This window comes from Vallitaleaceae bacterium 9-2 (assembly GCA_038396585.1).
Taxonomy (GTDB): Bacteria; Bacillota; Clostridia; order Lachnospirales; family Vallitaleaceae; genus UBA1351.
Genome location: CP121691.1, coordinates 3,523,330 through 3,540,107 on the forward strand (window position 1 = coordinate 3,523,330; position 16,778 = coordinate 3,540,107).

General features: G+C 39.9%; 16 protein-coding genes. 1 reads left to right on the top strand and 15 read right to left on the bottom strand.

Annotated features, from left to right (window positions below; translation table 11 throughout):
• Positions 1-320 precede the first annotated feature (320 nt).
• From QBE53_16015 to QBE53_16075, 13 genes are all read right to left on the bottom strand, one after another.
• On the bottom strand, positions 321-842 hold the full coding sequence (locus QBE53_16015; protein ID WZL81282.1) for a hypothetical protein: 522 nt from the start codon (positions 840-842) through the stop codon (positions 321-323).
• A 540-nt stretch (positions 843-1,382) separates the two neighbouring features.
• Entirely contained in the window at positions 1,383-1,724 is a 342-nt protein-coding gene (locus QBE53_16020) for a group II intron maturase-specific domain-containing protein (protein WZL81283.1), read from the bottom strand.
• Between the two features lie 10 nt (positions 1,725-1,734).
• Positions 1,735-2,256, bottom strand: a complete 522-nt coding sequence (locus tag QBE53_16025; protein ID WZL81284.1) for a reverse transcriptase domain-containing protein — start codon at positions 2,254-2,256, stop codon at positions 1,735-1,737.
• 583 nt (positions 2,257-2,839) lie between these two features.
• Positions 2,840-4,072, bottom strand: coding sequence for a substrate-binding domain-containing protein (locus tag QBE53_16030; protein WZL81285.1), 1,233 nt, complete (start codon positions 4,070-4,072; stop codon positions 2,840-2,842).
• Positions 4,073-4,086: 14 nt separating this feature from the next.
• The gene (locus tag QBE53_16035; GenBank protein ID WZL81286.1) at positions 4,087-5,082 is read right to left on the bottom strand and encodes an ABC transporter permease; all 996 of its coding nucleotides are present in this window, start codon (positions 5,080-5,082) and stop codon (positions 4,087-4,089) included.
• Between the two features lie 12 nt (positions 5,083-5,094).
• Positions 5,095-6,126, bottom strand: coding sequence for an ABC transporter permease (locus tag QBE53_16040; GenBank protein WZL81287.1), 1,032 nt, complete (start codon positions 6,124-6,126; stop codon positions 5,095-5,097).
• Between the two features lie 15 nt (positions 6,127-6,141).
• A complete protein-coding gene (locus QBE53_16045; protein WZL81288.1) occupies positions 6,142-7,638 on the bottom strand; it encodes a sugar ABC transporter ATP-binding protein in 1,497 nt (498 codons plus the stop codon).
• 301 nt (positions 7,639-7,939) lie between these two features.
• Positions 7,940-9,367 (bottom strand): ATP-binding cassette domain-containing protein, encoded by a 1,428-nt coding sequence (locus QBE53_16050; protein ID WZL81289.1) that lies wholly within the window; start codon positions 9,365-9,367, stop codon positions 7,940-7,942.
• A gap of 15 nt (positions 9,368-9,382) precedes the next feature.
• Positions 9,383-10,159, bottom strand: a complete 777-nt coding sequence (locus tag QBE53_16055; protein ID WZL81290.1) for a DeoR/GlpR family DNA-binding transcription regulator — start codon at positions 10,157-10,159, stop codon at positions 9,383-9,385.
• An 8-nt stretch (positions 10,160-10,167) separates the two neighbouring features.
• The gene (locus tag QBE53_16060; protein WZL81291.1) at positions 10,168-11,133 is read right to left on the bottom strand and encodes an ABC transporter permease; all 966 of its coding nucleotides are present in this window, start codon (positions 11,131-11,133) and stop codon (positions 10,168-10,170) included.
• Positions 11,133-12,092 (bottom strand): ABC transporter permease, encoded by a 960-nt coding sequence (locus QBE53_16065; protein WZL81292.1) that lies wholly within the window; start codon positions 12,090-12,092, stop codon positions 11,133-11,135. Before QBE53_16065 ends, QBE53_16060 begins: the two co-directional genes overlap by 1 nt.
• Before the next feature lie 17 nt (positions 12,093-12,109).
• The gene (locus QBE53_16070) at positions 12,110-13,123 is read right to left on the bottom strand and encodes an autoinducer 2 ABC transporter substrate-binding protein (protein WZL81293.1); all 1,014 of its coding nucleotides are present in this window, start codon (positions 13,121-13,123) and stop codon (positions 12,110-12,112) included.
• A gap of 125 nt (positions 13,124-13,248) precedes the next feature.
• Positions 13,249-13,782: an ECF transporter S component gene (locus tag QBE53_16075; GenBank protein ID WZL81294.1), complete on the bottom strand. Its 534-nt coding sequence runs from the start codon at positions 13,780-13,782 to the stop codon at positions 13,249-13,251.
• A gap of 169 nt (positions 13,783-13,951) precedes the next feature.
• Between QBE53_16075 and QBE53_16080 the strand changes: the two genes are divergently transcribed.
• Positions 13,952-14,578, top strand: coding sequence for a DUF2179 domain-containing protein (locus tag QBE53_16080; protein ID WZL81295.1), 627 nt, complete (start codon positions 13,952-13,954; stop codon positions 14,576-14,578).
• A gap of 28 nt (positions 14,579-14,606) precedes the next feature.
• Here the strand turns inward: QBE53_16080 and QBE53_16085 are convergent, their stop codons facing one another.
• Both QBE53_16085 and QBE53_16090 read right to left on the bottom strand, forming a co-directional pair.
• A complete protein-coding gene (locus tag QBE53_16085; protein ID WZL81296.1) occupies positions 14,607-15,176 on the bottom strand; it encodes an HDIG domain-containing protein in 570 nt (189 codons plus the stop codon).
• Between the two features lie 42 nt (positions 15,177-15,218).
• On the bottom strand, positions 15,219-16,709 hold the full coding sequence (locus QBE53_16090; protein ID WZL81297.1) for a response regulator: 1,491 nt from the start codon (positions 16,707-16,709) through the stop codon (positions 15,219-15,221).
• Positions 16,710-16,778 lie beyond the last annotated feature (69 nt).

A 16,778-nucleotide genomic window follows, 5' to 3' on the forward strand; every position in this document is an offset into this window, starting at 1 on the left:
GTTGTAACTGGTACTTCCATGAAATTTTGGTACGGGTACTAGGAGGGTTAACTCTTGTAGTACTAATTGTTATGGTTTGTTAGGCACTGGGTGGGTATAACTATTAGCCAATTATATGATTTAACATAAATAATATAATTCGTAACAATACATAGCCAACAATTGTTATTCCTATTAGAATCATAACTACTATCGGTGCATTATAAAACCACCGCCCATAATATTTAGACTCTTTACGAAATTTCTTTACTCGAAATATATAAGTTGATGAAACTGCAAGAAAGCCTAAAGCTAATTTGCTATATGTTTCTAATATACTCTCAATCATTAACAACATACCCCTCTTCAATTAATTTACTTTCAAACTTTTCTGCTGAAATATTACCATTATCTATTGCTGAATAAAACATCCAATACTTCATAAGAGATTCATTGGTTTCTACTAATGTGCTAACATTCATATCTTCTATATCCCACTTACGGGAATATAAAATCGTGTCGTCTCCGTCTTTTTCTATTTCATAGGTTACACCATTTACTTTAAACATATCGTTAGAAAGCATATCATCAGTTTGCCGATATAATCCCTCAATATATTTTTCATCCTCACTCCCCATTTTCATAACAACATTTTTTTCCAACCGCATTAATTTCCCATCTTTACAATACAACACATATTTTGTCATACTTGAACCCGGACTAAGAGTATCTATCCATTCGACTGTCGCCACATACACTTTCCTTTCATAATCATCATTACTGATTATGGATACACCTATTATCACTAATAAAAGTAAAATTACGCTACTTCCTATTATTATATACTTTGTGAATTTCATCATAAACCTCCTCTGAATAATCCCAGATTGATTCTTCTATCTGTGATGTACTATTTTGTATACGACTTCGCTTATCCTGATTACTGGTTCCAAAGCATTCATCCGTTAAACGCTTGATTTTCTTCTGCGCTGACTTAGATAACTTCTCATCCCCTATATCCCAATGATCACTTTCTACATCTTAGTACTCTGATGTATTAAAATCGATCCGCCGCCTTTATTGTCTCATTTTTAAATAAATAGGTCAATCCGCACATAACTAATCTCTTGACCTATTTCATTTTCACTATCGTCGCACAAATATTCCGTTGTTTTTACTCCTGATTATCAGAACAAAGCGACTCTGTCGCGTTATTTCAAAGAGATATTGTTCGCGGTGGGAAAGGTCCTTGACGCTTTCTGCTACGTTTCAAAGCAGAAAGCTAAAGTAGGACTTGTAGAGTAAAGTTCTGGCTTTGGCAAAGCTTCTGCCAGAACCTCCTCATCAATCCGTACGTGAGGTTCTCCCTCATACGGCTTTCCGAAGTTCTTCTTCCATCAACATTACGATGCGAATGCAATACGTTTCAGCCCTAGATTCCTAAACAAGTCCATGTGTTTACTGTATTGGTAACGCTTGGACTTTTGTTTCTTCCGATTATACCAATACACAAGCCTCATCAAAATATATCTATCAAGCCTATATAAAACCCGCTTGTTCGATATACGATAATATCCTCGCCATCCCACAATCTTCCGATTCAGTCTCTTTATCATATCTTCTATGTCCTGATATAACGTTGCATCCTTTAATGTTTCTTTCACAGCCTCTTTAATGACTTGTTGTTTCTTCTTACACACCCACATGTCTGTGGCAAAGTATTCAGAACCATTAACTTTACGCATCTTGACTTTCCTAATTTCCATGCCAAGGAACACACATCCCTCTTTTCCTTCCCACAGATTTACGTATAACTTCCAAGGCCTGATGCTGATTGCGCTTCGGTCTGAATCCATAAGAACAGTCTTTGAAGTCTGCTTCGAAAATCGGTTCAATCACTAGCTTCATCGCTGATTGTACGATTCGGTCTTTCACCGTTGGGATTCCCAGTGGTCTTTTGTTGCCGTCAGCTTTAGGTATGTACACTCGCCTAACCGGTGGTGGATTATAGCTGTTTGTTTTCAGTTCATCCTGAATTTCTTCAACCATTTTATCCACACCATAGACTTCAACTTCCTCTATCGTTTGCTCATCTATCCCTCCACTTCCACCGTTGGCTTTCACCCGTTTCCATGCTTCGTATAGAATATCTTCCCGATAGAGTTTGTCATATAAAGCGTGAAATTTCCTCATCTTATTTCTCTTGGCTGATTGGTATAGCTTTCTCTGAAGTTTTCGAACTTTTTCTTTTGGTGTTGTTAGCTTTTCAGCATTCACTCGCTCTTACCTCCTTCAAAAGCCTGAACTAAGTAGGGACCCTTTCCTAGATGAAGTTTTGTTGTCTTCATCATCATCGGTACTATGCTCCCCTCCGACTGCCTTCTCACAAGATTTCCTTTCGCCTTCGCTTATAGTCCTCTTCTTTACCTTACGGTGTGAGTTAGGCTCTCTCCAGTTCCGGACACTTACTTTCCATACATACCGTTTCCCATACACCGGGAACTTCTTCATCAAAGGCTCCAAGTTCTTCTTTGACTTCCATGGACTTCGCTATCTAGAAAGTAGCTCGTCAGTTCCTCTGTCTCCTCTCGTAGTATTCTAACAGTGCTGCAGAATTCACTTAATGTTACGGTCTGTATGGTCGATAGAGCCACAATGTGCCCATTTTCATGACGCTTCATGTACCGAATCTCTCCAATACATGGTCATATATCTAATGCGCTCCTTGGCGATTACGCAGGTCGGACTTTCACCAACATGTAAGTGTCCAGCTTCGCTGGACACGCTCCTATAGAACAAAAAAATATCAAGCCCTTAGTAAACACTAAGGGCTTGATATATGTCTCGTTCTAGTTTTATTTTATAGGATACTTCCCCATTCTTCCATATTACCTTGGAAGAAGACAAATGGATTACCTACAACGATAACAGAACCGTCACTATCTGGATCTTCAATCGCTGTATATGTGTTACCATCATATTCAAAAGATGAGCCAACAGAACCATCAAAGGTTCCTTCAACTGCTGCAACCGCTGCCGCACCAGATACTGCACCTAAGTCGATAACGTTCCAAAGCATCATGAATGGACACACAGCGTCAAATTCGTCTTCCGGTCCGTTAGGCATGAAGTTTGCCATCTCACTTGGTAAGCCAAGACCTGTTAACTTAATACGTGATTCACCGTCTTGAAGTTGTTGACCTGCCGCAAACATACCTACAGTTGTTGGCGATACGATGATATCCACTTTATCTTCTGAGATAAATGCATTGGCTTGAGTTACACTATCTTGAGGGTCATCATTACCATATTTGATATCTAACATGGAATCATCAGCACCTTCGTTGGCATCAGCGATGTTGCCGGGATAAGCCGCGTCAAGACGTGCCAATTCTTTTTCCATAGAAGCAATCCATTGGTTTTGAACCGGTGATGTTGTTGTTGCTGATAAGACACCGATAACAACCGGGTCATCTGCAAAAGTATTGTTTGCAAGGATTTCTTCTGCTTTTGCTTTCATATCCATGTCTTTTTCATAAGACTCTTCTGCTAAAATCATAATCGCTGCATAGACTAAGTGGGTTCCAACACCATCTATAGTTGTAGGGATTGTATGCCCAACACGGATACTTGGATCGATGGCTGAGTCTGAACTTAATAACTTTACTCCATTGCTTTCAGCAAGTTTTGAAATCGCATTGAACGCGTTAGCGTCATTAGCTGAAATCGTAATACTGGATACGCCTTTGGCGATAAGTTCTTCAACAAGGGCAACTTGAGCCGCTGCTGTTGTCTCTGCTGGCGATTGGTACTCTGCAAGGTTACCTGTAGATTCAACCGCTTCTTTAAATCCTTGATACATCAAGTCTCCAAATAGGTTACCTGTACTTTTAAACATAAATACATGTGTCTCTGGGTCTTCATTTTCTGTCGCTTCTGCATCACTTGAGCCTGCATCCGAACCACTATCCGTGCTCGCTTCTGAAGATGAACTGCTTGAAGATGCATCTGATGAATCCGAATCGTTGGATCCACATCCAACCATTGCTACTAGCATCGCTAGTATAAGTGTCATTGCTAATACTTTTTTCATAGTTTTCCCTCCGTTTAATTTGTGTGATTTATTTTTTCAGCCAGCAATGCAACAACAAGTAGGATACCTACCGCCATAACTCTTGCTGCCGGTTGAACACCGTTATAGCCCATCAATTTATCTAAGAACGACATGATGAACACGCCGATAATCGGGCCAAATATCTTTCCTTTTCCTCCACTGGTCGATACGCCGCCTAGAACACAGATGGCAATAACCCGAAGTTCATAGCCTTCGCCAACATTAGCCACGACACTCGGTGAACGTCCTAGGTAAAAAATCGCTGACACTGCTGCCATAAGTCCCATCAAGGTAAAGGTGATGAGCTTAATCTTACTTACCTTAATCCCTGAAAAATAAGCACCTTCTGAATTTTTCCCCATGGCATAGAGTTGACGTCCATAGGCTGTCTTATGTAGAATCAATCCAAAAATAATGGCAAAAACGGCAAAGACCCAAAGAGAAATCGGTAAACCTAAAAAGTTCGAATAACCTAAATCACCAAACCAATCCGGGAAAAGCGTTAAGGAGCGTACATCAAGCACAATCTTAACCACACCCCGGTAAAAAAGCATCCCAGCTATTGTAACAATAACCGCCGATATCTCCTTAAACCTGGTGATGATAAAGCCATTTAAAAATCCGGCTCCGGCTCCTGTTAATAAGCAGACCGTTAAGGCCAACGCCGTGTTCCCTGTCGCTTCATAGGTCAAGCCAAGCGTCATCGCTGACAAGGCAAGAATCGAACCTACCGAGACATCAATGTCTCCCAAGAGGAGAACAAATATCATAGGAAAGACCATAAAGGACAAGTCCATTCCTGCTTGGATAATGCTCATGTAACTTCGTGTGAACACGTCTCCATTTAACACATACATTAATAGGTTAAATAGTAAAAATATGTAAATTAGAATCATTTCCCATCGAACCAAGAATTTTTTGAGTTCGAATTTTCCATCGGTTTTTTCAACACTGAATCGATATGTTTTTTTTATTGTCTCTGTTGTCATATTCGCACCCCTTTATATATTTCTTTCGCGTAATGCCCGCTGTTTTGCCGAGCGTGACGTATAGATATTTAAGATAACCGCTCCAATAATCAACACGCCTTTAATCGCGTCTGTCCAAATACTTAATCCAGATAACATACTTAAGAATGAGCTGATAATGGCAAATAGTATGGTGGAAATGATGATACCCGAGATTTTCCCCGTACCACCGCTGATACTCACACCACCTAGGATACAGATGGCAATAACGTCCATCTCCATTCCCATAGCCATCGTACTTTGAGCAATCGCATAGTTGGACGTGTACAAAAATCCTGCAAATCCGGCAATCGCTCCCATGATGGCATAGACTGCAATAATAACTCCATCACTATTAATCCCTGATACCCTTGCCGAATCAGGACTCGATCCGATAGCAAAGATACGTCGTCCAAATTTTAAATGGGTTAAGATAACATAAAAAATGAAAAACATGATGACTGCGGTAATAATCAAATTATTGACGCCAAAGACACTTCCCACGCCAAATGCCTTATAGCTATCAGAAAAGTTAGCCGGTACAATCCAGCGCGACTGACTGACTACATACGCTAATCCTCGAACCACATAGAGCGTACTTAAGGTTGCAATAATCGGCAGTAATTTTAGCTTACTGATTAAGATCCCGTTATAAAACCCAATAACCGTTCCGATAACAACGGCTAGCATTACAAGGGCAAAGATCGGGACGTCAGGGTGGTCGGCATTAATCATGGCAATAACCGTTCCGCTAAACACCATGGTTGCTGCGATGGACAAGTCAATTCCACGGGTGACGAGTACCATCAACATACCTATGGCCAAGATACCAGCTATGGCATTATTTTTTAACATATCATTTAATGCTTTTGCCGTAAGCAGTTGGGGTGTTAATTGAGACGCTAGGATTAACAAAACAACACATGCCATTATTAATCCGAACGATCTGTTTTTCACAATACTTTTTGCAACATCTTTTGCTGAAAAATGTGCATTTGTTTTGATTGATTCTGCTTTATTCGTCATAATTCATCTCCTGTTTTATTTGTCCGCATTGTAATCCGGAAGCGCCGACGCTAGGATTTGTTCTTGCTCTAGGTTGATATTATCAAATATACTCGATACCCTTCCTTCTCGCATGACAATAACACGATCTGCCATTCCTAAGACTTCCGGCATCTCAGAAGATACCATGATAATGGCATAACCTTTTGCCGCGAGTTCATTCATTACTTCATAGATAGCATACTTAGCACCGACATCAACCCCTTTGGTCGGTTCATCAAGAATCAAGATTTTGATATCATTGACCAACAGCTTTCCAAAAACCACTTTTTGTTGATTTCCACCGGATAGGGTTGAAGGATTGTCGTATAGGCTTCCCGCCTTTAGCTCCATCCGTTCAGCGATATCAATCACTTTTTTCTCTTCCTCTTTTTCATCCATCCAACCAAACTTTGAAAACATATCCAGGTTTACCAAGGTCGTATTTTTGATGATGTCCATATCCAAAATTAAGCCATGCAGATGTCTGTCTTCGGGTAGATATCCGATTCCGTTTTTGTAGGCTTCATTGGGGTTATGATTTTTCACCCGTTGATTCTCCACATAGATTTCACCTGAATCAAGCGTCATGGCTCCGATAATGCTTTGGCACACTTCTGTCCGCCCAGCTCCAACAAGTCCGGTCAGCGCCACTATCTCTCCGCGTCGAACATCAAAACTTATATCTCGAAAATATCCCATCTTAGATAGATTCGCTACGCGAAAGGCTTCCTCTCCAATCTTAGCCGCCTTTGGGGGATACATCTGTGTCAACTCACGTCCCACCATAGCTTTGATCAACTCCGATTGCGATATCTTATCGATATCCCAGCATCCGATATATTGTGAATCTCGATAGACCGTCACACGATTAGCCAAGCGAAAAACATCTTCAAACTTGTGCGAAATCAAGATGATCGATACACCATCATCACGTAGCTTTTCAGCAATACGGTACAACTCTTCACATTCTACCTTGGTCAAAGATGCTGTCGGCTCGTCCATAATTAAAATTCGAGCATTCGCCGATAAGGCTTTTGCAATCTCAACAAGCTGTTGCTTAGCTACACTTAAATCGCCCATCATCGTTTTGGCGTCAATATCACCACCGATGTCATCCAATAATTTTTGCGCCTCTGTATTCATGGTTTTCCAGTCATACATATTAAACTTGTTCATCCGTTCTCTTCCCATGAAGATGTTCTCTGTCACACTTAAGTGGGGAAAAGCGGTTACATGTTGATAGATTGCTGCAATGCCTAGCTCGCTTCCCATCTTGGGATCTTCAACAACCACCTTTTTACCATCCAGATAAATCTCGCCTTCGCTGGGTTGGTGCACTCCGGTGATTACCTTAATCGTTGTAGACTTTCCCGCACCATTTTCACCCATCAATCCGTGAATCTCACCTTGTCTAAGCTCTAAGTTGACGCCGCGTAGTGCCTGCACGCCACCAAAGTTTTTAGAAATGTTTTTCAACTCTAAAATCGCCATATCTCTTGCCAACTCCTACACTGTATTTGCGTGAACACTTTGCTCACATTGAATGTTCGCTTTGTTATGATTGTGTTCGTTTGCTTTCATCTGTTTACATCCTACAACTTTTCCAAGGCATTGTCAATACTTTTATGCATTTTTATGTTCGATTGAGTTCATTTATTGTTCTTCTCTTGTCGATTTTGTTCAGTTATATCACATTATCAGGAAGATATGTTGTTCATGGAAGTAATTTTTCCCATTACACAAAAAAAATAGCCCTAAGGCTATTCTCATTAATATGCGTATTATGTATTTTTTACCAATCTTGTAACGCTTTAACAAGATTATGTACAGATAAATCTTTGCGCTGGATTTCTTGCTTGATTTTTCCGGCTTCGATAACTAAGACTCGGTCACAAAGACCTGCGATTTCTTCAAGATCATTACTAATTAATATAATTCCCGCCCCTGTCTCAGCCAAGTCAGTAAAAATATTATATATATCTACTTTTGAAGAATTGTCCACATTGGCCGTCGGCTTATTAAAAATAAAGACGCGTGACTTACTGAAAAACCACTTTGCCAGCAAGATTTTTTGCTTATTACCTGCACTCATGTTTTCCATAAGATAATCGACCCCTGCATTGGAGACGTTTAACAATTCAAGATAGTACTTAGAAATTAATTGTTTGGCACTTCGACTCAACTTACGTACACGAGGTACATTGGCCGAGACAATATTATCCATAACTGAATCATCAATGAACATACCTTCATTGGCACTTCCAAGGTAACAAATCCCCGCCTCAACGGCATGGGTCGTCGTACGAATCCTTTTCTCCGATCCCTCCACTTTTATGTGCCCTTCAAAATCAATGACACCAAAAAGGGCTTTTCCAATTGACGACTTATATGCACCACGAAGTCCCACAATTCCAAGCATTTCACCTTTTCTAAGCTCAAAATCAATCCTGTGAATATGGTCTGTCGTCAGTCCACGTACGCTTAGTATCTCTTCCCCAAAAGCAATGCGGCGCTTGGGATACTTGTGGACATCCTTTTCCGCAAATTCCAACATTCCTTCTAGAATGGTCTCCTCTGCCTCTTGTATCGCAACTATTTTACCATCCCGCATTGTAACAACCTGGTCAACTACTTGAAAAAGTTCATCCAAGCGATGCGAAGAGTAAATCGTTATCCGTTCATCTGTCATATATTTTTTGACCATAGTATTAAGAAACTGCACTTGATTCAAATCCAGCAAGGTCAAAGGTTCATCAATAATAAGGACATCCGGCTCTTTTGAGAGGGCAATAACCACTTCAAGCAGCTTTTGCGTTGCCATTTTTAATTCCCGAACATGAACCAATGGATCGATGTCCAATCCAAAGGCTTGAAGTATTTCTCCTGTTTTTCTTTTGGCTTGCTTCCAATCGATTCTTTTTAGTCCTAAAATAGATTGTCTCGGCTCACGATTCAAATACATGTTCTCATATACTGTCATATCCTGAAACAATCCATTTTCGTGACACACCATCTCTACCCTCAAGTCATGGGTGACCTGCCCAACATCTGGCTCTATCGTTTTGTTGATGATTTTTAACAACGTCGTCTTGCCTACACCATTTGTCCCTGTGACACCATAAATATTGCCCAGGTCAAACACAGCATTTTCAATGTTCAAAACCACATTATGATGATATGCTTTTTTCACATTTTCAATTAAAATACCTTTTCCACTCATACACTTCTCCTGCGATTAGTTCAACATTGACGTGTGCACCTTAATATTGTTCTCAAAATAAAACGCTTTAAAATCTTCCGGCATCTCTTTGTCCGATACAATGGTCATAATGGACTGTAGCGGCGCCATCTTGACAAGCCCACGTCGATGATATCGGTCACTTGGGACAACCAATATAATATCTCTAGAAACCTGATGAAGCTTCTTATACAGACGGACTTCATTTTTTTCATTGACGGTATACCCATACTGCAAGTCAACACCATCCGCTGTAATGAAAGCTTTTTCAATAAGCAGTTCATCGAGTTGGTCAAACTCTACAACATTGCCGCTGACCATATCAATCTCGCCACCCAGCATAACTAACTTATGATCTGTTTGCTTATATACAAACATTGCAATCTCCACATTATTGGTAACAATAATCATATCCTTGGCATCCACAAGACATTTTACTAACTCAAGCCCCATCCCGCTACCACCAATAAAAACCGTATCTCCAGGTTCTATAGTCTTAGCAGCAACTCCAGTAATACGTTGAAAGCATTGATTTTCATCATTGCTCTCTTCATCTATTTTATATTTTTTTTCATCTAAAGTCGCCCCACTCTTTTCAATGAGGATGGCGCCACCGTAAGTTTTTTCAACAAGCCCTTCTTTTTCCAATTTGTCTAAATCCCTACGAATAGTTACTTCTGAGACATCAAGCTCTTTGCTCAAATATGCTACTTCAACTGATTTCTTCTCTTTAACAAGCTCCCTTATCGCTTGCAGTCTTTCGATACCAAACATTTTATCACCTATATTTCTTTGTCTATTTTACGTCTTCCCCTATGTTCCGAATAATACTGAACAAATATATTTACAAGTAGTATTACACCCATAATTGCATTCATCAAATTCGAATCCACATAAGCTAAGTTCATCAAACGCAGGACAACACTCATGATAACAATGGCAATCAAAACCCCTTTGACCGTCCCTTTGCCACCTTTAATGTCAACGCCTCCTAAACTTACAATCACCAAGCCATTTAATAAATAAGTCTCCCCATAGTCAACCCGTATCGAATTGTAACGCGCCGACATAATCATCGCTGTAATCCCAGCTATACATCCTGCGACAACATATGCCACAAAAACGATTTTTTTCACATTAATTCCTGAGTATATTGCCGCTTCCTTGTTCTTTCCGATTCGATACAGCTGTTTACCAAAGGCGCTCATATTAAGCCACCAGCTAACCGCACCAGCGACAAGAATAAACACAATCAGCGGCGCTGGTATCCCTAGGAGCTTTCCACTGCCGATATGTGTAAACGCTAAGGGAAACGATGTAATTGCACCACCTTTGGTAATATTAAGCGCCGCTCCTCGAAAGAGCATCATCGTGCCTAGCGTTGTTAATATGGGCGAAACTTCCAGATAGCTCACAATAGCACCATTAAGCGCTCCTGTCAATGCCCCGACTACGACCATAACTAAAATGCCAATCATTACCGAAAAAAGTCCAAGCTCTCTAAAGTAATTCATGGATAACGCTCCGATAATTCCTGCCAAAGTTGTCATGGAGACAATCGATAAATTCATGCCACAGACAATTAATGTAACCATTAACGCAATGGAGATCAGTCCATATTCCGGTAATTGATTCGCCATGATAAGGAGTGTCTTAACGGATAAGAACTCTCGACCAAATATCATCGTCCCCAGCAATATAATCCCTGCAAGAATCCCTAGCAACTTTTTTTCGTATGTATTTAGCATTAAGACTCACCTACTTTAATATATCTTTTCTTGATGCGATTTTTAAGAACGCCATAGGCAATCACCAAGATAATAATACCACCAATCATCATGTCATGCCAAAAAACCGGAATACGTGCAAAAACCAGACCACTTCGAAGGATAACGATAAACAAACTGGCCACAAGCGTTCCAAACACTGTTCCATAGCCGCCAAGAATATTGAGTCCACCCAAAATAACAATAAGAATCAGCTCAAACTCGATGTTCATATATGCATCGACACTTGTTTGGTTAAATGTAATCAAGTGAATGGCAGCACTTATTCCTGCACTTAAGCCACTAAATCCATGGGCTTTAATTGTAGATGCCGCTTCCACATAACCTTTTTGAAGCGCCAACTTACGATCACCACCAAAAGCATATAGACTACGTCCAAAGCGCGTGTGTCTCAATACATAATATGTGAGTAGTATCATAACAAGGACGCTTGCGCTTTCAATCAATCCATTATACTCTTGTATCGTGTAGCTTTCCCCTGCAACAAACTGTCCCAAGACTTTTTGATGGATAAATTTGGATATGCCATAAAAAATATGCATCGTTGCAAGGGTCACAACCACTGAGGAAACTTGAAACTTTGCAATAAGGCTACCATTAAGCATTCCTATAACACTTCCAATCAGTGCACCTAAAACTATCACTAGAGGAATCGGAAGGAACACACTTGTACTAATAAGCGAGAGAAAAACACTGGTCAAGGCTATTATACCACCGATAGACAAGTCAAAGTTTCCTTTAATCATCAACGGCAACACGCCAAGTGCGCAGATAAAATACACACTGTTAACCCCGATAAGTTCCAATAAATACGTCGGATTGGCAAAGTTAACATTTGACGAGGATATTCCAACCCATAATATGATTGTAATAAATAAAATATAGCTTTCCCGTTTTTTTAACAGTTTTTTCATGTCCATATGAACCACCATTCTCTTTAAAAGTCATAATCATCTACATTGTCTGCGTTAAAGTCTAACGGTTCCCCCATAATCACCGTCCTATCTGCTTCAATATAGTCTACTGGTCCAATCTCACCATACGATGCTCCATCTTTGATCTGTTGACCTTCTATTAATGTATGAATGACTTCGACAGTTAGACGACCTAAATGATATGGATTCCACAAGGTCACTAGATGTACCGACCCTTCCTTAAGATAGCTGCGCATATCATTTGGAAGTGCTAATGCATAAAGCTTCACTTCATCTTTTGTCCCTAGTACTTTCATTGCCTGAGCCGCTCCCGGTCCGGCTTCTGTCGACATCGCTATAATACCATCTAGTTCCGGATAGGCTTGAATGAGATTTCTCGTGTGGGCATAAGCTTTTTGCTGATCTTCATCCGTTGGGATAATCGTCAGTAAATTTAACTTCGGGTATTGCTTCGCTTGATATTCTTGCATCCAATGAATCCATGTATTTTGGTTGTCTGCAGTCATTGATGCTGTCAATATAGCATAATTGCCTTCTTCTCCCACAAGCTTGACCGCTTCATCGATAATATGGATTGCCAAATCTTTTGCCGAGACCTGATTGACAAAGACATCCCTACTATCACGGACTGAATCCGCGTCAAACGTAACAACAATAATGCCCTGCTCCCTAGCTTCTTCTAGAACAACTTTTACCGCATCCGGGTCTACCGGTGCAATGGCGATGACATCCACTCCATCATAAATCATATCTTGAACAATGTTGACTTGAGACGCAGCGTCTGCTGAAGAAGGCCCTCGATAAATCAGCTCCATCCCATATTGATCAGCAACTTCTTTGGCCCCTTCGGCGCATTGATCAAAATAAGAGATGCCGCTAACCTTGGGAATCATACCGATACGGATTGTATCTGACGTTCTTGGCTCATCTATGGAACGCTCTTTACACCCTGTAATCACAAACAAAAGCAAAAGAATATATATCACTGCATACTTCAACCTTTTTTTGCCTTTCATTGTCTAACCACCTTAAAATTCTGTCTTTTGCATTTTCGCAACCGTACACAAACGATACGAATCGAAAATTCAATCCTTTTCATTGTACTGTATTTTTTTTAAATACACAAGAACTCTTAACAAAATTAAGGATAAATCCGTCGTCTTTTTTGTACTAATGTCATAATCATAGGAATACACAACAACTGCAATATAATCCCCGGAATCGCATTAAGCAACGCACCACTTAAAAACATCTGTAATGAAAACGCTCCTTTTGCCGATAGTCCCAACAAAACGACTTGAACGCTCCCCCACACCAAGCGTCCTGCAATCATCGCTACAATAAGCGCCACGTATGTCCATCCGATTTTTTTTGGAAGATACCCATAGACAAGACCAATGACAACGCCATAGGTCATCAATTCAAAGGCCATAGCAATCGCCACCGGAAACATCGGCGGCATGCTAAAGACCATTGAACGAAAGATAGGAAGTATAAAACCTACGATTCCTCCGTATTTCCACCCGCAAATCAATCCACAAAGTAATACAGGAAAATGCATCGGCAAGAACATATTACCCATCTGTGGAATCTGCGCTGTTAAAAAAGGTAAAACCATTCCAAGAGCAAGCATAAGACCTGCTAATACCAAATTCGTTATCGTATTTTTTTTCATCGTTGTTCTCCTTTATTCGTTGTTTTTTTTAACCCTCTATACAATAGCACTTCGTGTTTGCTTTAAGTCAACATTTTTCTGTATTTTTCGCTACAATAACGGTTTTACTCTTTACGTTTTTATGTTATCCTAGGATTTTAGGATTAATCAGCAACGATTAGGAGGAACTATGTCAAAATTATTACTCATCATACTTGTACAACTTGCTTATGTCCCCATGCTAACCCTTCGAACCATTAGTATGGTCAAGAACCTAAAATTCTTTACCGCTTTTTTTGGCTTTTTGGAAGCCTTAATCTACATCTTCGGTCTAAGTATTGTCCTTTCTGGAGAGCAAAGCTATCTTGAAATGGTTATATACTCTGTCGGTTTCACTCTGGGTCTTATCGTTGGCATCTATGTCGAACAAAAACTTGCGATTGGGTTTATTGATGTACATGTCAATATCAACCATGAGAACGAAGCTATGGTTGAGACGCTTCGTGAAAAAGGTTTTGGCGTCACTGTTTTTTCCGGAAAAGGGCGTCTTGGTGCCAGACACCGCCTAGACATCTTAACCCAGCGTAAAAAAGAAAAAGAGTTGATGGACATTATCTATGACTTTGAACCTGAGGCATTTGTAATCTCTTATGAGCCCAAAACGTTTAAGGGCGGTTACCTCACAGAGATTATGAAAAAACGCCTGCGTAAAAATCTCAACATAAAAAAAGCACCTGCTCCAGATCATACTCCACTCGTTCAAAGTGTTGTAGAAGAAATTACTGAAGAGGCGCAACAACTAAAAAATAATTGGTAAGCATCTTATGTGTAGCTGAAGTATTGGTCTATAACGTTCCTTTTAAGCCAATCGCTTCAGCTTCTTTTTGCATACCGGCAATGGTTTCTTGGATAATATCATCGAGCTCTACACCTAACACGTCACATCCGTTGAGAATAACCTCACGATTTACCCCAGATGCAAATGAAGCTGTCTTAAATTTTTTCTTGACAGACTTTAATTTTAAATCAAGAACACTTTTTGAAGGACGCATGAGGCAAGTCGCGTTAATCAACCCGGTCAACTCGTCTATTGTGTACAAGATTTTTTCCATTGTATGTTCTGGCTTCACTTTAGAGCATATACCATACCCATGACTGCATATTGCATGAATATACTCTTGCGGATACCCATGTTCCGTGAGAATTTCAATGACTTTTTCACAATGTTGCTCTGGATATTGTTCATAATCCAAGTCATGCAACAATCCGATAATTCCCCATTTTTCTACATCTTCTCCTTCTTTTTCTGCAAAATGACGCATAACAGCCTCAACAGCTAAGGCATGCTGTTGCAACGCTTGTGTCTTTGTATATGTTGTTAACAGTTCCCATGCTTTTTCTCTTGTTATATCCACAATGCTCTCTCCTTTATGTGTATAAATATTATTTTGAATCGATTATCGTCCATCCTCATTTAGCAGCTGTCTTGATTTTGTTTTGCGAAGAATCTCTGCGTACTTCGTTCCTAAGCGTTCCAAATCAACTGGTTTAAGTATTAATCCAGCTATTCCCATCGCTTTGATTTCATGCAGTGTCACACTATAATCTGTTGCTGTCATCGCAATAATGACAGGAAGTTCTTGACGCTTTTTAACCGCTTCGACCATCTCATAACCATTTAACTTGGGTAATTCAATATCTAAAAGCACTAAATCGTAAGAATTATGCACAATCTTATCAAGTCCTTCACGACCATCAATGGCAACATCAACATTAATCCCCAACGATAAAAACTGGTTTTCCATAACTCGGCGTACAATCCGACTATCTTCAACAATCAGTATTCGATTTAAGTGTCCCTGTCGATGTATCCGTTCTAATAGATGGTGCCGATTATCATCAGGTTCTGTATCTGAATATGTCTGCGCTATATTTCTAAATGTACGTTCAAGACCGACGGCGCAATCAACAATACATGGATCAAAGTGCGTTCCTCGCTCAGTAATAATAATATCCATCGCTTCATCATGCGTCATGGCCACCTTATATATACGTTCTGAAACCAGCGCATCATATACATCTGCTACTGCCATCAGTCGCCCTACAAGAGGAATCTCTTCTCCTTTAAGCCCTCTAGGGTAGCCGGTTCCGTCATAACGCTCATGATGGGTATAAGCAACTTCGGCCGCATAGTTTAAAAAGTCATTATTTTTTAGTTTACTGCCAACTTTATTAATTGCCTCATATCCAAGTGTGGTATGACGCTTCATCTCTTCATATTCTTCTTCTGTCAGTCGTCCGGGTTTAAGTAAAATCTCATCCCGTATTCCAATTTTTCCAATATCATGTAGCGGAACCGACATATAGATGGCTTCTATATTTTCCGGTGTCAATTCATCGACAAAAAAACCTTGACGCTTTAAGGTAATCGCCAACGCTTTGACATAATTTTGTGTACGTTTGATATGTTCACCGGTTTCAGGGTCTCTATATTCTGTTAAGGAAGCTAAGCTAGAGATCATCACCGACTGAACCGCCTGTAAGTCCTGGGTATTATCCAGCAATCTTTGATTTTTAAGCATATTAAGCGCATTACGAATCTCAATATGCATAACCCCTTTATGAAAAGGAGCTTGAATAATCCCCATCAAATCCAGCTTACTTAGCTCTTGATAAAGCGCTTCATCTTTTGCTTTACTAAGTACAACAATTGGTGTCGAACGTGTAAGCACGGATTTTTTTATGATTTGAATGACTTTAATATATGGATCTTCAAGTGAATTAATCTCAACCATAAACAAATAGGGCTTTATGTGGATTAATGCATGAAAAAATTCTTCATAGTCATCAATACTTAGATCCAGCAGATTCAGCTCATCAAAAACGTCAAGCACTTTCTTCTTGGCTTCATTGTCTTGAATATGTGTTATAACATTTTTACTTTCCATAGGATCACTCCATTCACTTCTTTATTATACATGTTTCTATCGATGAATTCACTATTTTTCTTCTATACT

Bases quoted from the DNA above. Each gene is read 5' to 3' on its own strand.
- QBE53_16015 (WZL81282.1), bottom strand. From the start codon at position 842: ATGATGAAATTCACAAAGTATATAATAATAGGAAGTAGCGTAATTTTA.
- QBE53_16020 (WZL81283.1), bottom strand. From the start codon at position 1,724: ATGCGTAAAGTTAATGGTTCTGAATACTTTGCCACAGACATGTGGGTG.
- QBE53_16030 (WZL81285.1), bottom strand. From the start codon at position 4,072: ATGAAAAAAGTATTAGCAATGACACTTATACTAGCGATGCTAGTAGCA.
- QBE53_16035 (WZL81286.1), bottom strand. From the start codon at position 5,082: ATGACAACAGAGACAATAAAAAAAACATATCGATTCAGTGTTGAAAAA.
- QBE53_16040 (WZL81287.1), bottom strand. From the start codon at position 6,126: ATGACGAATAAAGCAGAATCAATCAAAACAAATGCACATTTTTCAGCA.
- QBE53_16045 (WZL81288.1), bottom strand. From the start codon at position 7,638: ATGGCGATTTTAGAGTTGAAAAACATTTCTAAAAACTTTGGTGGCGTG.
- QBE53_16050 (WZL81289.1), bottom strand. From the start codon at position 9,367: ATGAGTGGAAAAGGTATTTTAATTGAAAATGTGAAAAAAGCATATCAT.
- QBE53_16055 (WZL81290.1), bottom strand. From the start codon at position 10,159: ATGTTTGGTATCGAAAGACTGCAAGCGATAAGGGAGCTTGTTAAAGAG.
- QBE53_16060 (WZL81291.1), bottom strand. From the start codon at position 11,133: ATGCTAAATACATACGAAAAAAAGTTGCTAGGGATTCTTGCAGGGATT.
- QBE53_16065 (WZL81292.1), bottom strand. From the start codon at position 12,092: ATGGACATGAAAAAACTGTTAAAAAAACGGGAAAGCTATATTTTATTT.
- QBE53_16070 (WZL81293.1), bottom strand. From the start codon at position 13,123: ATGAAAGGCAAAAAAAGGTTGAAGTATGCAGTGATATATATTCTTTTG.
- QBE53_16075 (WZL81294.1), bottom strand. From the start codon at position 13,782: ATGAAAAAAAATACGATAACGAATTTGGTATTAGCAGGTCTTATGCTT.
- QBE53_16080 (WZL81295.1), top strand. From the start codon at position 13,952: ATGTCAAAATTATTACTCATCATACTTGTACAACTTGCTTATGTCCCC.
- QBE53_16090 (WZL81297.1), bottom strand. From the start codon at position 16,709: ATGGAAAGTAAAAATGTTATAACACATATTCAAGACAATGAAGCCAAG.